This window comes from Desulfobacter sp. UBA2225 (genome assembly GCF_002348205.1).
Taxonomy (GTDB): domain Bacteria; phylum Desulfobacterota; class Desulfobacteria; order Desulfobacterales; family Desulfobacteraceae; genus Desulfobacter; species Desulfobacter postgatei.
In genome coordinates, this window is record NZ_DDYV01000058.1 from 21,837 (window position 1) to 40,631 (window position 18,795).

The window sequence follows — 18,795 nt, forward strand, 5'->3', positions numbered from 1 at the left end:
TGCTATCATTCTATTCATTGAACCGAAAAAAAGGGCTTGGTCATAACATCGGCCACAGCGTAGGTTGGGTTGAACGAAGTGAAACCCAACAACTTATCGGCGTTGGGTTTCGTTCCTCAACCCAACCTACCAAAAATTCGGATGGCCTAAAATATGACCAAGGCCGAAAAAAAGAACCCAAAGGAGGTCAACACATTATGGAATTAAGACCACTAGGCATCGCAACAGAAATTGTTCAGGAGATCGGGCTCAATATTACATATAACTATGATGATTTAATGTTTATAGAGCACAATCCCTTTATTCTTCAGTTTGATGATGAAAATTCAAAAAATTTAAATCTGTTTTTCAACGTTGATTGTGAACAGGAGACCGCGGAAAAACTGGAAGCACAATTAAAAAATGCCGCATCCCAGAGGGGATTTACCGTTACCACAAGCGGAAAGTTCGAGATGAGACAAAAAGAAAACACAGAAGAAATAGATATAAAATTTATCGAGTAAGCGTAATATGCGAATGGTTCAGGCCGCTTAAAAACGGGCGATCGTTAATAAAGAAAACGGTCTAATCATGAAAACATTTAAGGAATGAGACTGAAATAACTTAACCTGGGAGCGCGGACGTATCAAAATCGGCAAGTTATTTAAGACCGGTTCCTAAGCATCTCACCAATCCTGTTTTTTATTCAGGTCCCAAAGACATATTGTCCATGGGGAACCCGGCCCGGATATTGTTGATGATCTGACAGAACAGGCGGACCGGTTCAAGGCCGGTTTTGTGGTGGGCATTGGCGGGATATCCTATTGGCGTCTATATAATCTCCGTCTGGAAATTGCCTTGACCTGGCCCCCCTGCTGATATAGGGTTCCTTATTTTGATTTAAAGCAGGCCTTTTTTATATGTCCGCCACAGATAGGGATAAGGCAATTCCCCCCCAAGCTTTTTTACGCCTGCTTTTCAGTCTGGCGCTACCCATTTCCCTGCAATTCCTTCTGACCAGTTCCATGGCTGTGATAGACATACTCATGATCGGCCGGCTTCATGATGCGGCCGTGGCGGCCGTGGGCATTGCCAATCAGTTTGTTTTTATCTTTTTTGTTATCCAGTTCGGCGTTCACTCAGGCATTGCCATATTCACGGCCCAGTACTGGGGCAAAGAGGATCTCTCACGGATCCACCAGTTATCCGGTCTTGGTATCCTGGCAGGATTTGCCATCGGTTCGGTGTTTGCCGGTGCAGCGCTGTTTTTTCCGGCAGCCGTGATTTCAGTCTTTTCCAGTGATGCCCAAGTTGTACGCCTTGGGGCCGGATATCTTCGTATTGTGGGATTTTCCTTTGTTCCTTTTTGCGTCACCTTCTCCTTTATGACCAATATGCGGAGTATGGGGTTTGCCGGTGTTCCTTTGATCTCTTCAATTGTAGCCGTGGTTGTTAATATTGTGCTCAACTACTGCCTGATTTTCGGCAACCTTGGTTTTGCCGCCATGGGCGTCACAGGTGCGGCCATTGCCACCTGCACGGCAAAGTTGATTGAAACCGGACTTTTAACGGCGATCATCTATCTGAAACCTTATCCCCTTGCCGCATCAGTAAAAAAAATGCTCTCCTTTGATTTTGCCTTTGTCAAACGGGTTGCAGCCACTTGCTGGCCTGTGTTTCTCAATGAATTTTTCTGGGTTACGGGGGTGAGTATGTACAAACTGGTTTACGCCCGCATGGGCACCCCGTCGATTGCTGCGGTCAATATCGTGGCCACCTTTGAGGAATTTTTATTTGTTCCCTTTTTCGGCCTTTTTTATGCCGGTTCCATTCTTATCGGCAACAGCATTGGGGCAAAAAGATATGAGCGGGCGTTTGCCTATGGCAAATTCATGCTTTTGGTCCAGCTTCCCATGGCCATTGGTGCAGGGCTTGTACTCATCCTGTGCAGACATTTTATCCTCGGATTTTACAATATTTCGACGGCAGCTTACGATAATGCCTACTACCTTATGTTGACAACAGGCCTTGTTTTTTGGACAAAGACCACCAATTTTACAACAGTGGTGTCGGTGTTCAGGGGCGGGGGGGACACAAAATTCGGCTTTTTCATGGACCTGAGTGCGGTATGGTGTATTGGCGTGCCCATGGCGTTCACAGGTGCGTTTCTCCTTCATTGGCCCGTGTACGGTGTCATGGCCCTGATTGCCTTGGAAGAGATGTTCAAGCTGATTATCGGATTGCCCCGCTTTTTTTCAAAGAAATGGATTAAAGATCTTGTGGCGGATACGCAAACATCACCTGGCGAGATCTCTTGAGTTATCTGTTAAAAAAAGGAGGAGGAATTGAAATATCTGGGCGCCCATGTGAGTGCTGCAGGCGGCGTTGAAAACGCGCCGGTCAATGCCCAAAAAATCGGCGCATCCTGTTTTGCACTTTTCACAAAAAATCAGCGGCAGTGGCAGGCCAAGCCTTTATTAGACAAAAGCATCAATGATTTTAAATCAAACTGCAGGTCGTTTGGTTTCGGTCCCGATCAGATTCTTGCCCACGACTCCTATCTCATCAACCTGGGCCATCCTGAACAAGCTCCATTGGAGAAATCCAGACTTGCATTTATAGATGAAATGCAGCGATGTCATCAGCTTGGCATTGCCATGATCAATTTTCACCCGGGGTCGACTTTAAAGAAAATCAGCATGGATGACTGCCTTGCAACCATTGCCGAATCAATTAACCTTGCCCTTCAAAAGGTGCCGGACGTCATTGCCGTCATTGAAAACACCGCAGGCCAGGGGAGCAATGTGGGATTTGTATTTGAACAGATAAAAACCATCATCGACCGGGTGGACGATCAATCCCGCATCGGGGTATGCATTGATACCTGCCACGCGTTTGCTGCCGGATATGAGTTTGTTTCCCGGGACGGTTATGAAAAAACCTGGGACCTGTTTGACGCAATTATCGGCTTTGAAAAATTAAAGGGCATGCACCTGAACGATGCCAAAAAGCCGCTCAATTCCAGGGTGGATAGGCATGAAAGCATCGGAAAGGGACAACTTGGCCTTGCCGCTTTCCGGCACATCATGGAAGACAAACGTCTGAACAATATTCCCATGATTCTGGAAACACCTGATGATGACATATGGGCCAAAGAAATTTCCCTGCTAAAATCATTGATCAAGTCATAGGCAGAATGAAGGGGTTTTCATGAGAATCTGGGATCTTCATCCGGGATACCTGAACCGCCAAAGTCTTTTAGGCGAACACCGGGAACTTCACGGTATGGTCTCCATTATTGTCAACGGGAAAAAAGGCTATTCCCGGCATCCGGAAACCCTGCGCTGGATGGCTTTCGGCTGGGCGCTGAATAAACGCCACCAGCTTCTATCCGCAGAAATGAAGTTACGGGGGTACAATGACAAATCCCCTGTGCAAATCCAGGACAACAATGGGATGTGGCCTGACACATTTATCGACGAGCCCTATGTCCAGATTCGGTTGCTCAGGGAAAAATACCGGGACAAGGAACCGGGGCGCATTCCTTTACCCCAAAGCGCCCAGCAGATGTGGCGTCAGCATAAATACGCCGTCATGGCCCGGGATGTGGCCCTGTACAAAAACATTGGTGCGGATGTGTCCCGGATGCGCCCCCGGGATGATTTCAGCGGCCTGGCCCGTCTTCTTGTGGAAACGTTGAGAACGCCGCCATCCCAGGGCGGATTAAAAAACGCGCTGCAGCACATGTGGGGGTATGTGTCGGACAGCTATGAAGAGTCGCGGGAGCCTTTGCACGCATGGCCCCTCACGGATCTGCTGGCCCGGATTCAGGACCTGGCATTTAAATACAGGGAGCCGTATTTAATGGAATCCGTTGCGCTAAGCGAGTTTGTTGTGTGGATAAAGGAGAACCGCATGTAAGGCCGGACTGAACGATTGGGCCGTAAAGGCTGTGGCCCTGTGTACTTGCTTTGTTATTGCTGAGGGGTTCTGGAATTCAAATAGTCCGGTTAAATACCATAAGTCATCGCTCTTCTGGACAAGAATAAAGGTAATTTGTACAGGGTATTTAATTGACTATTGCAATTTGGCGCAGGGGATGTTTAATCATTCCAAGAGTGGTGATTTGCAAAAGGAATTATGCCGATCTGGTTAACATAAAAATTATCATGTTATGCAGTTAGATAATCACTCTTGAATGATATACAGATCTGCTCAACATATTGTTCACGGCGGCTCCGCCGCCGTGAATCGCGGTTCTGACTGCGTCCAGCACCTTGTCCCGGCGCCTCTGGCGCCAGAACAAGGTACTGGACCGGTCACCGCACACCGATCATTCAGACTGCGTCTGCCTGACCGGCGCACGGCGCCGGTCAGCACCGCGATTCGCCAACAAAATATGAGACAAGACTATGACTATAGAAGAGATAAATAATACAAGACCGGGGATGCACCCTCATTTTATTCTTGAGCCGTTTCAACCTGAAGCGAAAAAAATATTAGGGCGTTTAAGTACTGAATTTTTTCTCACATCAGGAGGAAAAATAAACCTATTAAAATCAGAATATAATTACTTCCTAATGAAACCTACTTCTGTATTCTCAGAAATGTTCAATATTGAGAGAGAAGTGCTGTGTGTTTTCAGTGAATATGAAAATTTTGAACCGAGAACATTGGATGCTTTTCATATTGCACAGAATGAATTGGCAGATTTACGTGTTGAAACCGTATGCAGAGTTTTAATCAGTAACGATCCTGCTATAGAACAAAAAATTGAATCTTTGCTGAAAACAGATCCAGAGCAACCAATCGTAATCCCATTCACTTACTCAGAATTATCAGCTAATTTTGATAATTATTTTTTGAGAAATAGATTCAGGGAACATTTTTATTCAAGAGATTTATTTTCATTTTTATCTCCACTCAAGAAAGATTTGTACTTTTTTGGAAGAAGCGAAATCATTCAAGAATTGGTTAACAGGCATCGTTCCGGTGAACATACTGGCTTGTTTGGACTGAGGAAGAGCGGTAAAACATCAATTGTTTATGCAATTGAACGTCATTTGTTATCAAATGATGAACTCTTCTTGTCAATTGATTGCGAAAGTCCTTCAATACACAAATTAAGATGGAATGAATTACTTCAAAAAATTGTCTTTGAATTCAAAAGAATTAAGTCTTCAAAATCAAAAATCAATGAAGATCCGGAGCGTTATACTGAGAAAACAGCTGCAGATAGCTTTAATGTTGATATGCTAAGGATTTATGAATCAAAAAAAAGGACACCTGCCTTATTCATTCTCGATGAAATTGAGAGAATATCACCATCAACAGGGTCTTCCGCTCACTGGGCGTCAGGGGAAGATTTTGTTTATTTCTGGCAAACAATGAGAGGGTTTTATCAACGCCATCCAGAAGTCTACACATATCTACTAGTTGGCACAAATCCAAACGGTGTGGAAATGCCAATTATTGCGAAACAAGAAAACCCTCTTTTTGCATCAATTCCTAGTCAATATGTGCCAAGTTTTACAGTTGATCAAGTTCGCCAGATGGTTAGAAAGCTAGGCCGTTTTATGGGGTTGCAATTCGAGGAATTAATTTATGCGAAACTGACTGATGACTATGGTGGGCATCCATTTCTTATCAGACAAATTTGTAGCAGAATACATAAACACTGCAAAGGCGAAAGACCTGTCAAAGTCAATAAGAAAATATATGAAGATGTAAGAAAGTTATCAAAAATTGATACAGACCAATACCTTGAAATGATCTTGCAAGTATTGATAGATTGGTATCCTGATGAGTACGAGATGATAACATTTTTAGCTCAAGGGGATTACGAGTCTTTTAATGAATTTGCTTCTGAGCATAGCAGCTACACGAAACATTTAGTTGGTTATGGATTGCTGCAACAAAGTACAGATGGTTTCACTTTCAACATAGAATCCATTAAAGATTTTCTAGAAAGTAAAGCGAGATATCAACGTATCAATCTGACAGATGAAGAAAAAATCGACGAGATATCAAATAGACGAAACAAGATTGAAAAAGGGTTGAGAATTATACTTAAAAATGCTCTCAAGCAGGCTGTAGGAAAAAAGAATGCAGGAGATAAAGCCTTATCTGCAATACCTACTCCAAGAAGAGATGCTATAGGCACCAACGATATTGATATAATCCTACACAAAGACAATTCGCCCCTATATTTCCCTGACCTAAAGAATTTAATAAATAGGGAATGGGATACATTCAAGAATATTTTTGAAATTGAAAAAAATAAAATCTTGGTCATGCTTGATGACATTAATTCCTGTGGGCGTCCAGATGCGCATGCTAAAGGCATTAAAGATGATGATTTTACACAATTAAGACTTCATTTTAAAAAGCTTGAGGACATCCTTGAAAATTGGGCCAGTTAAAAATTAAAAAAGGCGAACCAGGCGCTTAACCTGACCGCAAGAACATCGGCGGCGCTGACGCGACAAACTACGGTGGTGCGGCAGGTTAGCTTGATCGTTCACGGCGGCTCCGCCGCCGTGAATCGCGGTGCTGACTTCGTCCAGCACCTTGTCCCGGCGCCTCTGGCGCCAGAACAAGGTACTGGACCGGACACCGCACACCGATCATTCAGACTGCGTCTGCCTGATCGGCGCACGGTGCCGGTTAGTACGTAGGTTGGGTTGAGGAACGAAACCCAACATTAAAGACTGATGAAAATTTTATGAATGGGATATGGGCTGAAAATTTATATGAACATAGATGGTTTGACGAATGCGCCTGGTTGAATCTTGGGTTTCGTTGCGCTCAACCCAACCTACATGGAGACCACATGGGATGGCACCGGGCAGATGGAGAGTGGGCAACACAAATTAATGAATCATGATGAAACGGTTAAGATATGCGGTACCGCCGGGCGAATATTGAAGGAGGAACTTATTTTTTCACGGTAGTAACGTTCGGGCGGAAAAAAATATTTTCGACTTCTGAGAACGTAGAACTGCTGCGGCAGGGAATGAAACATGTGATGAAAAAACATCCCTTTGTGATTGATGCCATGGTGGTTCTGCCGGATCATCTTCACTGCATCTGGACCCTGCCCCGGAAAGATGCTGATTTCCCGGTCCGGTGGCGGTTGATAAAAAGTTTTTTTACCCGGAATTGTGGTGCGGAATACAGGCAGAAAATATCTGATGCACGGCAAAGGAAGAATGAACAGGCTGTGTGGCAGCGAAGATACTGGGAACATACCATAAAAGATGAGCAGGATTTTATGCGGCATGTGGAATACATTCATTACAATCCTGTTAAACATGGATTGGTCAATGCCCCCGCTGGTTGGGCGTCTTCAAGTTTTCACCAGTATGTGAAACAGGGACGGTATCCGGAAAATTGGGGGGCTGGGGTAGTTTTGGATTTTGATGATGGTGTTGGGTGTGAATGATGGGTTTTGCAACGCCGTTGTTGGGTTTTGTTGGGTTTCGTTCCTCAACCCAACCTACGGAAAGGTGAACATGAATGGATTAGGGTGCCATTATAAATCATCTACAGTTACGGGGATGCAAACCTGATCCGGCCCTGGTTTTCATCCCAGATGCCTGCCATGCCTAAGGATTTCCAGGGAATACCCTTCTGGCTGCCCAGGGGGATTTCTGAAGTTCCCCCATAAATACAAAGGCCGTCCCGCCGATTTTGAAGTTTATTGAGCCAGTTGATCTGTTTAAAGTAGTCTTTATTAAATGTCATACCACTTTTAATCTCCACCAACTCAAGATTCAATCCATGATCAATTACCAGATCAACTTCATGGCCATGTTGATCCCGCCAGAAATACAGCGGTGCGGATCGGCCGTTGTTGGCATATATTTTTATATATTCAGTAATCACCCAGTTTTCAAAGACAGCACCTCGCAATGGATGCACTTTCAACTGGTCAATATTGTTAATCCTGAGAAGGTAGCACAAAAGTCCGGTGTCATAAAAATAGACTTTTGGGGCTTTGGTCATTCTTTTATTAAAATTTTTATAGTGCGGTTGCAGGATAAAACAGATATAACTTGCTTCAAGGGCACTGAGCCATTTCCGGGCTGTGGGGTGAGTGATGCCGGCATCACTGGACAATGAGCTGAAATTGATTGATTGGCAATCTCATAAAGGGAAAGAGCAACTATAACATGGAGGGTTCATAAAAATGGATATCCACGCCTGGATCGCCGTTGCTACGTTGGTTGCGGCCATGGTTCTTTTTATCAGCAAGCTTATCCCTCTTGAGGCCACTGCTCTTTCGATCCCGGTTGTGCTTGCGATCACCGGGACCGTCAATCCTGCTGAGGCAGCCCTCCGCGGGTTCGGTAACAGCGCGGTGATTTCCCTGGGAGCCATATTCGTGCTCTCGGCCGGGCTTAAGGAGAGCGGTGTGGCTACGCTGATGGGGAGAATGCTTGAGCGGTTCGGTGGCAAAAAAGAGTGGCGTTTGGTTTTGCTGATCATGGTCACCACCTGCGTTCTCTCCGCAATCATGTCAAACGCGGCCACTGTTGCGGTTTTCCTTCCAGCTGTTTTGGTGCTCTCGCGCAGGGCAGACATTTCCCCTTCTCGATTAATGATGCCCCTGGGGTATGCGGCGATTCTCGGCGGCACCCTTACCTTGATCTCGACGACTTCCAACCTCATCCTTGGAAGTGAACTTGACCGACTTAGCGGCGGAGATAAAGCTCTCGGGATGTTTGAGTTCGCTGTTTTAGGCGTTCCCATCTCTGTCGCCGGCATTGCATATATGGTTCTGATCGGGACCAGACTAATCGGTAAGAATAGGTTAGACAACACACCCAGGGTCGGAAGTTTCCAAGAGCGGTTGAAAAAACGGTACAATCCCGAAAAAAAACTTTTCAAACTGACCATTCCATCGGGGTCTGATTTGGCCGATGCCACAATTGAAAAGGCAAGCCTTGGAAAGCGATTCCAGATCGAGGTTGTCCAAATCGCCCGCAAAAAGGGTTTTATAAAACAATTCATAGACATCCAGCCGGATCTCAAGATGAATGCCGGCGATGTTCTCTTTGTCGATGGAAGGGACGAAGACGCTCAAAAACTTGCCAAAGTGCACTCAATTCCCATTGAGATTGCAACTGAGGTCGAGTTGGAGAGTCTGAGAGGACGCGGGATCAATATGGCTGAGGTATTAATTTCACCTCACTCTGCCTTCCTCGACAGAACCCTGATCGACATTAGTTTTCGAAGCGTGTTCGGACTATCCGTCCTCGCCGTTTTAAGAAGCGGTAAAATTATCGAAAAAGACGTAGGCGCTACCCCGTTGAAACTTGGCGATGCCCTGCTCGTATACGGCCCCGTCCGATACTTCCGAAAGCTTGAGGAAAATAATGATCTGGTGCTTCTGGATCGGCAACAATCTGAAGAGGATGTCCGACACGCACCTATCGCGCTTGTGCTTCTGGCCGTGGCCCTTTTACCGCCGGTTCTCGGATTGTTCCCTCTTGCGGTCAGTGCATTGGCCAGTGCGCTTTTAATGGTGGCGACCGGCTGTGTCTCGCTTCGAGGCGCTCAAAAAGCAATTGATTTTCGAATCCTATTTCTGATTATAGGTACAATTCCTCTGGGTGACGCACTATTCCAGACTGGCGTGGCGGGTAAAATGGCCGCGAATTTGTTCCCGGCGCAGATGAGTTTGGGGCCGTTCTATGTTTTGGGGGTGCTGTTTGTGGTTTCTTCTCTGTTTAGCACGGCATCTAACAATGCGGCAGCCGCCGTTATCCTTGCACCGGTTGCTTATGCTGCAGCAGAATATAGCGGTATTGATGTCAGTAAGACATTTCTCGCTGTGGCCTATGGCGCCAGTTGCGCCTTTGTTCTCCCGTTCGCTCATCAATGTAATTTGATGACCATGGGGCCCGGAGGATACAAAACAAAGGATTTCATCAAGGTCGGAGTTGGTTTGTCTCTGGTCATGGCGACGACGGCGGTTGTTCTTCTCGCTCTATAGGGTGTTTTGAAGTTAGGCCCATGGTCAAAATTAAATATGCCGTAGATTCCCCGGACTTTACTTTTTATTGTGGGTGATTATCGTTGTTAGGGTAACCAAAAACAAACCCTGGTGACCCATGAAAAAAAATATTGCTGCCGCTGTAACCCAGACAGCTGATAATTATGCTGTTGATAGCCCACCCTCCCTGCATCCCCTGGAAGAAGAGTCCCGGTCCAAGGAACTGGACCGGATCATTGTCCGGGGTGCCAAGGAACATAACCTTAAAAATATTGATGTAGAGATCCCCAAAAAAAAGCTGGTGGTTGTCACGGGTGTTTCCGGGTCGGGCAAGTCCAGCCTGGCCTTTGATACCATTTTTGCCGAAGGCCAGCGCCGGTATGTGGAGTCCTTGTCCTCCTATGCCCGGCAGTTCATCGGGCAGATGGAAAAACCGCGCTACGATACCATCCGGGGCCTTTCTCCCACCATTGCCATTGAACAGAAGTCTGCTTCCAAAAATCCACGCTCCACCGTGGGTACCATCACTGAAATTTACGACTACCTTCGGGTGCTCTTTGCCCGGGTGGGGACCCAGTATTGCTATAAATGCGGGAAAAAGGTGGGACGGGGCCATGCCCAGGCCATGGTCTCCCAGATTATGGATCTGCCGGACGGGTCCAAGATCCTGATTCTGGCGCCCATTGTGGAAAACCGCAAGGGGGAACATCGGGAACGCCTTGAAGAGCTCAAACGCGAAGGCTATGCAAGGGTCCGGGTGGACGGGGTGGTCCAGGATCTTGAAAATGTCCAGGCCCTGGCCCGCAATAAAAAACACCACATTGAAGTGGTTATAGACCGGCTGGTGGTAGCGCCCCAGGCCGCGTTTGAAAAACGCCTCACCGATTCCGTGGAAGCGGCCCTGAAACTGGGCGCAGGCCAGCTCATTGTGCACATGCTGGGCCGGGAAGACTTGAAAATGAGCGAGGCACGTTCCTGTTGCGGCATTGCCTATCCGGAACTTACGCCCCAGATTTTTTCTTTTAACTCTCCTTTGGGCATGTGTCCGGACTGTAACGGTATCGGCACCCTTTTGGCCATTGATCCGGATAAGGTGGTGCCGGATACCAATCTATCCATCCGTGAGGGTGCGGTGGTTCCCTGGAAAAACTATTTCATCAAGAACCCGCGCTTCAACAATGAAAATTCTTGGGGCAAGGGCCAGTTACTGGCCATGGAGGAACAGTGGGGTATTGATTTTAATATGCCCTGGAAAAAGCTGCCCAAAAAAGACCGGGATCTGCTGCTCTACGGCTCCGGAGATAAACAGATGACCGTGAACTGGAACTCGTCAAAGATCCAGGGTCAATTTTCCCGCACCCACGAAGGTCTGATCCACACCTTGATGCGCCGGTACAGGAACACCCAGTCCGAACACCAGAAAAAGTACTATACCGATTTCATGACTTCGGCCATCTGTCCGGCATGTAAGGGGCGGCGGCTGCGGGATGAAATTTTGCATGTCAGGATCAATGAAAAATCCATTATGGATGTCACTGAGATGACCGTGAAAGATGCCTATAATTTCATCTCTTCACTGGCGTTGACCGGCAGCAAAAAGCTCATTGCCGCAGAACTGCTCAAGGAGATCCGGGATCGTCTGGGTTTTCTGGTGAACGTCGGTTTGGATTATCTCTCCCTGGACCGGTCCGGTCCCACGCTTTCCGGCGGGGAATCCCAGCGCATCCGCCTGGCCTCCCAGGTGGGGTCTGAACTGACCGGGGTGCTTTATATTCTGGATGAACCCTCCATCGGCCTTCACCAGAGAGACAACATTAAATTGCTGTCCACGCTGAAGCATCTGCGGGATATCGGCAACACCCTGCTCATTGTGGAGCATGACCAGGAAACCATGGAGGCCTCGGACTGGATTGTGGACATCGGCCCGGGTGCCGGTCATCTGGGTGGCGAGATCGTAGCCCAGGGTACCCCTGAACAGATCAGGAACAACCCGGTTTCCCTCACCGGTCAATTTTTAAGCGGACAAGAGACCATTGCCGTGCCTGAAAAACGAAGGACCCCCAAAACCATGGGAGATAAATGGCTCACTATCCACGGGGCATGTGAAAACAACCTGGCCAACATCACAGCCAAAATTCCTGTGGGGCTTTTAACGGCCGTCACCGGTGTGTCCGGAGCCGGTAAATCCACCCTGATCAACCAGATTCTTTACCCGGCCCTGGCGGTAAAACTGCACGGCTCCCAGATGAGTGTGGGAAAACATAAAAAGATCACCGGGCTGTCCCACATTAATAAAATCATCAACATTGACCAAAAACCTATCGGCCGGACCCCGCGCAGCAATCCCGCCACATATACCAAGCTGTTCGATCCCATCCGGGACCTCTTTGCCATGCTGCCCGAATCCCAGACCAGGGGATATAAAAAAGGACGGTACTCTTTTAATGTTAAGGGCGGCCGGTGCGAGGCCTGTCAGGGCGACGGATACATCAAGGTGGAGATGCACTTTCTGGCCGACGTGTTTGTGCCCTGTGACGTATGCCACGGAAAACGGTTCAACAAGTCCACCCTGGAAATTAAGTACAAGGATCATTCCATTGCCGATGTATTGGATCTTTCCGTAGTGCAGGCCAGGGATCTGTTTGACGCCTATCCCAAGATCATAAGAATTCTGGATACGCTCGTGGATGTGGGGCTCTCCTATATTAAACTGGGTCAGGCAGCCACCACCTTGTCGGGCGGCGAAGCCCAGCGGATTAAGCTGGCCCGGGAGCTTGCCAGAAAGGACACCGGCGACACCCTTTATATCCTGGACGAGCCCACCACCGGGCTGCACTTCCAGGACATCCGTATGCTGCTGCAGGTGCTCCAGCGCCTTACCCATGCCGGCAACACCGTTGTGATCATTGAGCATAATCTGGATGTGATTAAGACAGCAGACTGGATTCTGGACATAGGTCCCGAGGGGGGCAGCGGCGGGGGACGGCTTGTGGCGGTCGGTCCGCCTGAGGATGTGGCTAAAGACCCCGGCAGCTATACCGGCCGGTATTTAATTCCCATCCTTAACTCCGGCGGTTACATTTCTGGTTGATGAGTTACGTTTTTTGCACCTTTTGGGAATCAGGAGTGAAAATTTTGTAACTCGGTTTTTTATTGGCAGAATGTCTCTTTTTGAGAAAAAAGCTTTAAATATAAGTAGTTGTATAATTGGTATGTTATTTGCAAATAATAATTATGCATGACAAAGGGTGCAATAATTCCCTGAAGCCACTGCATACGCCATCTGTCCTTGTCTCTCCACCATCATCAGCTTTCTGTGTTGGAAGAGCATTTCCACACATGGCCTCACAATTAAATGATGATTTAAAAAAGGAAAAGAATTGTGATCAGGCAGGCTTCAGTCCTGTTTGACAGACCGATTCAAAGCTAAAATGCCCTGTGGGCTATAAGCCACAGGGCGTTTTGGCGTTTTGTTCAGGCTGATGCTTACAAGGATATCTAAAACAGCTAAAAATGAAAATATCGTTCCTATGGATGAAGTTTTGGTAACCATTTTGTATATGAATTCTTGTTTTTTTATGTATTTTGTTTAAATTCAATATGTTATTATTTGGCATGCCCTTTGCTATGCTATGTCACGTTCGTTGCTATACCGGCGATGGATTTTAAAGAATTAAGGAGATATAAACGATGGTAATGATCAGAGAGAATATTAGAAATAAAAACAAAATTGCCGCCCTGGCTTGTATACTGGCAGTTGTGGCAGCGATCTTTGTATATGGCAGAGGCGGGTCGTCTGCCATCCAGTTTCTTGAAGGGGTGGCCTGGGGGCGTCCGTTGATTGTCGTGTTGTCCGTTTTTTCCAGTCTGGTCCTGGCAGAGCTGGTATGGAGAATTATCCTGGTACTGAAATACAAGCCTATCCCGGGTGTGTCCGATCATCAGCTGCCGACTTGTACAGTCGTAGTGCCGGCTTACAATGAGGGCCGTCAGGTTTTTGATACCCTTAAAAGCCTTGCTGCCAGCAATTATCCCAGGAATAAAATTCAACTGATTGCGGTGGATGACGGCAGTGTGGATGATACCTGGAGATGGATTAAACAGGCCAAAAGAACCCTTGCATTACCTGTCCTGACCATACGTCAGCCCCGGAATCAGGGTAAACGCCAAGCCCTTTATGACGGGTTCAAGAAAAGTACAGGCACGGTCCTGGTGACAGTGGATAGTGATTCCATGGTGGAGCCCGATACCCTTAGGAATCTGGTGACGCCTTTTGTTTTAAATCCCGATGTCGGCGCTGTTGCAGGCAATGTTCGGGTGCTGAACCAGGCCCAGGGTATTATTCCCCGTATGCTGGACATTGTTTTTGTCTTCAGCTTTGATTTCATGCGTGTCAGCCAGAGCATGGTCCGTACAGTGACCTGCACACCAGGAGCCCTGTCTGCATACCGTAAATCCGTTGTCATGGTTGTGCTTGATAAGTGGCGGAACCAGACTTTCCTTGGGCGGCCCGCCAATATCGGCGAAGACCGCGCAATGACAAATATGATTCTTCGCCAGGGATATGATGTGGTGTTTCAGCAGAACGCCAGGGTTTTTACCGAGGCACCGGTGGCTTATACCCAGCTGTGCAAAATGTATTTGAGATGGGCCAGGAGCAATGTACGTGAGACCATTGCCATGACATCCTTTATATTTACGCGGTTTCGCCGGGGATCAATGCTTGGGGCACGGATCAACCTGGTTTCCGACGTGATCAAACTTACCGTGGCGCAGCTTTTTTTCTTGATGTCCTGGGGACTGATTTTGTGGAATCCGGCCATATTCGGGAGTAAGACCATTGTCGGAATTGTACTGGGCTCCAGCCTGGCCGCCACGATTTACGCCTGTAAATTCGGCAAGATTTCCTCAGTACTGGCATTTGTGTATGGCTTTTTCTTTTTCATCGCCCTGAGCTGGATCAAGCCCTATGCCCTGATAACCCCTCATCACTCCCGTTGGCTGACACGTGACTGTCCAAAGGTCAATCCGGACAATGATCTTCACCACCAATTAAGTGCCCGGCAGTTGACCTGATCTTTTCTTAACTATTTTCTTTTCTTTGGGCACGGCGCACTGTTCCGGTGCTGCCGTGCCTTCCTTGCCTTGGCAATCATTTTTCCATGGCCTACAGTTTTAATATCACCTTATCATGAAGCCGCGTTATTGAGAAACAATTCCTTGTCCCGGGAATTCACAACCTTTTGAGTTAGATCTTTTTCGCTTTTGAACATCAAGGCGTTTTCAATGGCATTTCCGGCAGCGTTACCGCCTTGTTGAACCCGCTTGCCTCGAAGGTGGGCATAGCGTTGGAGTATGGAAAATGTTTTGGAGTGAGAGGATGCAGGAAAAAATCTATCAGAAGATCATTAAAAAAACGGTTGAACTGCTTACATAGTGCTTACAAAAATGGCGGAAGCACATGGGAATCGAACCCACCCGCGAGGGTATCAGCCCCGCACATCGGATTTGAAGTCGTCCCGTCAAAGCTCCCTCAGAAAGCCATCAATAATGCTATTTTCTCTTTCTGTATGTAATCGTGGGAAACATATGGGAAACTTGTATCATGAATGATCCTAAATTTCACGCAAAAATTTAAGACATCATCATCATCATCATCATCATCATCATCGCTCTATTTTTGAGCAAGTGAGCAAATGAACAAGAGCTATTATAAGTTTGTTGGATGGAAGCCTGTTGTTGACTGAAAAATTATTATTTTCAATCTGTCACTATTTTTAGTAACTGTTATTATTTATTCAAAATAGTGACCTATAACCCCTCCAATAGGACCGTCACTGAATTCAACTTCTGAAGGTTCCGACAAACTATAAGATTTTTGACTGGCCGATGATGATATTTTTTCCCAAACGTCAGTTTCTGCATAATTTTGACCATCATAAGTACCGCTTGCAAGATAGGTAGTTAATATATTATCTATAAATGAAATTTTCATATTATACGCATATCCTAATGAAGAAACTAATAGCGTTTCATTATTTATAATCTTAAAATCACCAGGTGTAGTTTGATTAATACCGTTTATTGTAATTGTTTGTGTGCTATTGCCATATGAATCAATACTCATTGTACCAGAAATATAATTGAAATTATCTTGAGTTAACGTGATTCCACTATCATATACTACTGTAAAAGCTTTTAAATGATAGGTTCCTACAAGCATTTCCATTGTCAAATTGTCAGAATTTATTGCATTGTGTGCGATAATCCCATAATTATTGCATAAAATAACAAATTCATCAGAATTGGTGAATCCGTCAAGAACATTTGAACGACTTGCCCCATTGGCTAAATGATTCATCCAATTGTTATAGCCGCCTATATCAGGCTCTCTATTAAAAAAAGCACGATAGAGGATGGTTACGAACTCGGAATCAGACGTATTTAAATTTTGAAATTCTTCACTAAAAACAAATCCATATGCTATATCGGCTCCGGTTAAATTACCATTATAAAGATTGTTACTCCAACGATTAAGTCCACCTGGATCAGGCTCCCTATCAAGGCATTGCTGATAAAATCTGGTCACGAAAGCCTCTATATCTGATGTTGATGCAATAGTTTTTGTATATGTCGTTGATACAAGAAGAAAAATTGATAATAAAAATAATGAAATTCTATTGCCATGTTTTTGTAAATACATTTTTTATTTGCCTCACTATATTTGATATATTTTAAACAACAATACTCAACCCATAGATTTATAAATAACATTCTTTAATGTTGTCAATGTAAAGGGCTTACCTGAAGTTGTTGTAAAACCGGATTCATTCAAAGACTCCATTGTTTTTTGTAAAGAAAGCCTTTTACCATTCTTTGGTTTTCTTCTAAGACGTTTAATCTCTGCTATCAGTTCAGGATTTAATTCTTGATATGATTTCCTGCCCTCACATTTACCATGGTCTTCTTTTTTTCTGGTTCTGGCCTGTTTTAGTTTCTTTACCAAAAGGTTTTTTTCAAGCTCAGAGAAAACACCCTGAATCTGAACAAGGGCTTTCTGCATCGGATCTTCCATAACAGCTTTGGTAATGTCCTGGTCAGTTCTTGCAGATATCAAAGTTATTTCTTTACTGGCTAAATATGTAATCAAGGCAGTTTGAATCTGTAAATCTCTTGCAAGCCTGTCCATGCCTTCAATGATTATGGTTCTAACACCATTTTTGAGAATGGCTGATACCATTTCTTGAAAGGCTGGGCGTTCTGTTTCATCAAGAGTGCCTGAAATTGCTTCTTCCTTAAAGATTCTTTCAATCTGATAACCTGAAGCCTTGGCATATTCTTTTATTGCCTTTTCCTGGCGCTTGAAACCATCACCATTAATCTGACTTTTCCCTGAAACTCTGACATATCCAAATGCTTTTATCATGATCTGTTCTCCCTGATTGATTTGATAATATTCTATCGAACCAGGAAGGAAGAATCAAGAAAAAGTTTCTTTTTCTACAGATAAAAACACCAAATATCGTGAAAAGACTTTATTAAAAAGGAGTTAAGCCGATTTTAATATTACGGAATCGCATTGTTTAACATTGAACACTTTAAGATTACCTTAGTTCTATTCTTTCTCCATTAACACCTCCTTAATTGAATTTCTGATTTCGTTTATGTGCAGCAAAAAATAGGATTCCGAGACTAAATAGAACAATTGTTGATGGTTCTGGAACTGTTCTTTGATCTGATGATGAGGCAAGATAAAGTTCAAAGCTATCAGAATCAACCCCTCCAAACCAAACAACATCGCCTTTGCTATTAATTTGTGGCCCATAATCCTGAAAGTCGTTATCACTTAGCTGTGTTGTTGAAATGCCGTCAAAGATGAAACTTTCATAATCATGGCCATCGAATCCCTCCCAAACGATCCAACCGTTATCATTAATTTGGGGATTAAAATTGTTATAAATATCATCTGTTATTTTGGTTGTAGAAACACCATTATAAAGGTAGATTTCATAATCATTGCCATCATTTCCGACCCAAACAACATGGCCTTCTGAGTTAATTTTTGGCTTATTGTCGTTGTACGAATTATTCGTTAACTGACTTATAGAAGAACCATTATATAGATAAATTTCATAATCACTGCCGGTTGTACCTCCGTGCCAAACGACCTCACCATGATCGTTAACCTGCGGTAAAAAATCATCAAAATCATTATCAGTTATTTGAACAGTAGTTACGCCATTATATAAAAAAATTTCATAATCGTAACCATCATAACCAGCCCATACAACGTACCCATTGGAGCTTTGTTGAACTGGATAGTCATGATAAATGTTATTTGTAAGTTGAGTTATTGTTGCCCCATCATAATAAAAAACTTCTTGATCATTACCATCATTCATAGTCCAAACTATTGACCCTTCTCGACTGATTTTTGGATATAAGTCACGAAATGAATTGTTTGTTAGTTTAATTGTTTGATTCCCATCATAAAGATAAATTTCATGTTTATCTAAAGACAATCCCCCAGCCCAAACTACATTACCTGTGGAGTTTATTTGTGGATCAGAGTCTATATAGCTATTATTCGTCAACTGAAGAATACTATTGTTATCATAAAGAAAAATCTCATAGTCATTCCCATCATATTGACTCCAAACGATCTGGCCATTTGAATTAATTTGAGGATTATAATCGTAAAATGAATTGTCAGTTACTTGGGTCACTGAGAATGTATTGGCAGTAGAATTAGTTACGATAAGCAAACATGAAAACATAATATAAAGTAGATAAATTTTCATTCCCCCTCCAGAACA

Annotated in this window: 13 protein-coding genes and 1 tRNA gene; 9 read left to right on the forward strand and 5 right to left on the reverse strand. The window is 44.9% G+C overall.

Going from position 1 to position 18,795, the window contains the following annotated elements:
- Nucleotides 1-197: 197 nt before the first annotated feature.
- From B3D59_RS03095 to B3D59_RS03120, 6 genes are all read left to right on the forward strand, one after another.
- Nucleotides 198-503 carry a hypothetical protein gene (locus B3D59_RS03095; RefSeq protein ID WP_286817641.1) on the forward strand — a complete coding sequence of 102 codons (306 nt, stop codon included), beginning with the start codon at nt 198-200 and terminating at the stop codon, nt 501-503.
- 396 nt (nt 504-899) lie between these two features.
- Nucleotides 900-2,297 (forward strand): MATE family efflux transporter, encoded by a 1,398-nt coding sequence (locus B3D59_RS03100; RefSeq protein WP_286817642.1) that lies wholly within the window; start codon nt 900-902, stop codon nt 2,295-2,297.
- A gap of 27 nt (nt 2,298-2,324) precedes the next feature.
- Complete coding sequence (nfo, locus tag B3D59_RS03105) at nt 2,325-3,170, forward strand: deoxyribonuclease IV (protein WP_286817643.1); 846 nt, start codon at nt 2,325-2,327, stop codon at nt 3,168-3,170.
- A gap of 19 nt (nt 3,171-3,189) precedes the next feature.
- Entirely contained in the window at nt 3,190-3,900 is a 711-nt protein-coding gene (locus B3D59_RS03110; RefSeq protein WP_286817644.1) for a DUF1722 domain-containing protein, read from the forward strand.
- A 491-nt stretch (nt 3,901-4,391) separates the two neighbouring features.
- Complete coding sequence (locus tag B3D59_RS03115) at nt 4,392-6,401, forward strand: ATP-binding protein (RefSeq protein WP_286817645.1); 2,010 nt, start codon at nt 4,392-4,394, stop codon at nt 6,399-6,401.
- Nucleotides 6,402-6,880: 479 nt separating this feature from the next.
- Entirely contained in the window at nt 6,881-7,423 is a 543-nt protein-coding gene (locus B3D59_RS03120) for an REP-associated tyrosine transposase (RefSeq protein WP_286817646.1), read from the forward strand.
- 107 nt (nt 7,424-7,530) lie between these two features.
- Here the strand turns inward: B3D59_RS03120 and B3D59_RS03125 are convergent, their stop codons facing one another.
- On the reverse strand, nt 7,531-8,115 hold the full coding sequence (locus B3D59_RS03125) for a DUF4143 domain-containing protein (protein WP_414646513.1): 585 nt from the start codon (nt 8,113-8,115) through the stop codon (nt 7,531-7,533).
- Nucleotides 8,116-8,170: 55 nt separating this feature from the next.
- On the opposite strand from B3D59_RS03125, the gene B3D59_RS03130 reads away from it, so the two are divergent.
- The 3 genes from B3D59_RS03130 (at nt 8,171) to B3D59_RS03140 (ending at nt 15,055) form a co-directional block, all read left to right on the forward strand.
- Complete coding sequence (locus B3D59_RS03130) at nt 8,171-9,979, forward strand: SLC13 family permease (protein WP_286817648.1); 1,809 nt, start codon at nt 8,171-8,173, stop codon at nt 9,977-9,979.
- A 118-nt stretch (nt 9,980-10,097) separates the two neighbouring features.
- Nucleotides 10,098-13,070: an excinuclease ABC subunit UvrA gene (gene uvrA, locus B3D59_RS03135; RefSeq protein ID WP_286817649.1), complete on the forward strand. Its 2,973-nt coding sequence runs from the start codon at nt 10,098-10,100 to the stop codon at nt 13,068-13,070.
- Between the two features lie 599 nt (nt 13,071-13,669).
- A complete protein-coding gene (locus B3D59_RS03140) occupies nt 13,670-15,055 on the forward strand; it encodes a glycosyltransferase family 2 protein (protein ID WP_286817650.1) in 1,386 nt (461 codons plus the stop codon).
- Between the two features lie 373 nt (nt 15,056-15,428).
- Here B3D59_RS03140 and B3D59_RS03145 read toward each other — a convergent pair.
- The 4 genes from B3D59_RS03145 to B3D59_RS03160 form a co-directional block, all read right to left on the reverse strand.
- Nucleotides 15,429-15,512 (reverse strand) — tRNA-Sec (locus B3D59_RS03145).
- 261 nt (nt 15,513-15,773) lie between these two features.
- The gene (locus B3D59_RS03150) at nt 15,774-16,682 is read right to left on the reverse strand and encodes a DUF4214 domain-containing protein (protein WP_286817651.1); all 909 of its coding nucleotides are present in this window, start codon (nt 16,680-16,682) and stop codon (nt 15,774-15,776) included.
- A 45-nt stretch (nt 16,683-16,727) separates the two neighbouring features.
- Entirely contained in the window at nt 16,728-17,405 is a 678-nt protein-coding gene (locus tag B3D59_RS03155) for a recombinase family protein (protein ID WP_286817652.1), read from the reverse strand.
- Nucleotides 17,406-17,619: 214 nt separating this feature from the next.
- Nucleotides 17,620-18,780, reverse strand: coding sequence for a PEP-CTERM sorting domain-containing protein (locus B3D59_RS03160; protein ID WP_286817653.1), 1,161 nt, complete (start codon nt 18,778-18,780; stop codon nt 17,620-17,622).
- Between the last annotated feature and the right edge of the window lie 15 nt (nt 18,781-18,795).

Bases quoted from the DNA above. Each gene is read 5' to 3' on its own strand.
- B3D59_RS03095 (WP_286817641.1), top strand. From the start codon at position 198: ATGGAATTAAGACCACTAGGCATCGCAACAGAAATTGTTCAGGAGATC.
- B3D59_RS03100 (WP_286817642.1), top strand. From the start codon at position 900: ATGTCCGCCACAGATAGGGATAAGGCAATTCCCCCCCAAGCTTTTTTA.
- B3D59_RS03120 (WP_286817646.1), top strand. From the start codon at position 6,881: ATGCGGTACCGCCGGGCGAATATTGAAGGAGGAACTTATTTTTTCACG.
- B3D59_RS03155 (WP_286817652.1), bottom strand. From the start codon at position 17,405: ATGATAAAAGCATTTGGATATGTCAGAGTTTCAGGGAAAAGTCAGATT.
- B3D59_RS03130 (WP_286817648.1), top strand. From the start codon at position 8,171: ATGGATATCCACGCCTGGATCGCCGTTGCTACGTTGGTTGCGGCCATG.
- B3D59_RS03140 (WP_286817650.1), top strand. From the start codon at position 13,670: ATGGTAATGATCAGAGAGAATATTAGAAATAAAAACAAAATTGCCGCC.
- B3D59_RS03150 (WP_286817651.1), bottom strand. From the start codon at position 16,682: ATGTATTTACAAAAACATGGCAATAGAATTTCATTATTTTTATTATCA.
- B3D59_RS03110 (WP_286817644.1), top strand. From the start codon at position 3,190: ATGAGAATCTGGGATCTTCATCCGGGATACCTGAACCGCCAAAGTCTT.
- B3D59_RS03160 (WP_286817653.1), bottom strand. From the start codon at position 18,780: ATGAAAATTTATCTACTTTATATTATGTTTTCATGTTTGCTTATCGTA.
- uvrA (WP_286817649.1), top strand. From the start codon at position 10,098: ATGAAAAAAAATATTGCTGCCGCTGTAACCCAGACAGCTGATAATTAT.
- B3D59_RS03115 (WP_286817645.1), top strand. From the start codon at position 4,392: ATGACTATAGAAGAGATAAATAATACAAGACCGGGGATGCACCCTCAT.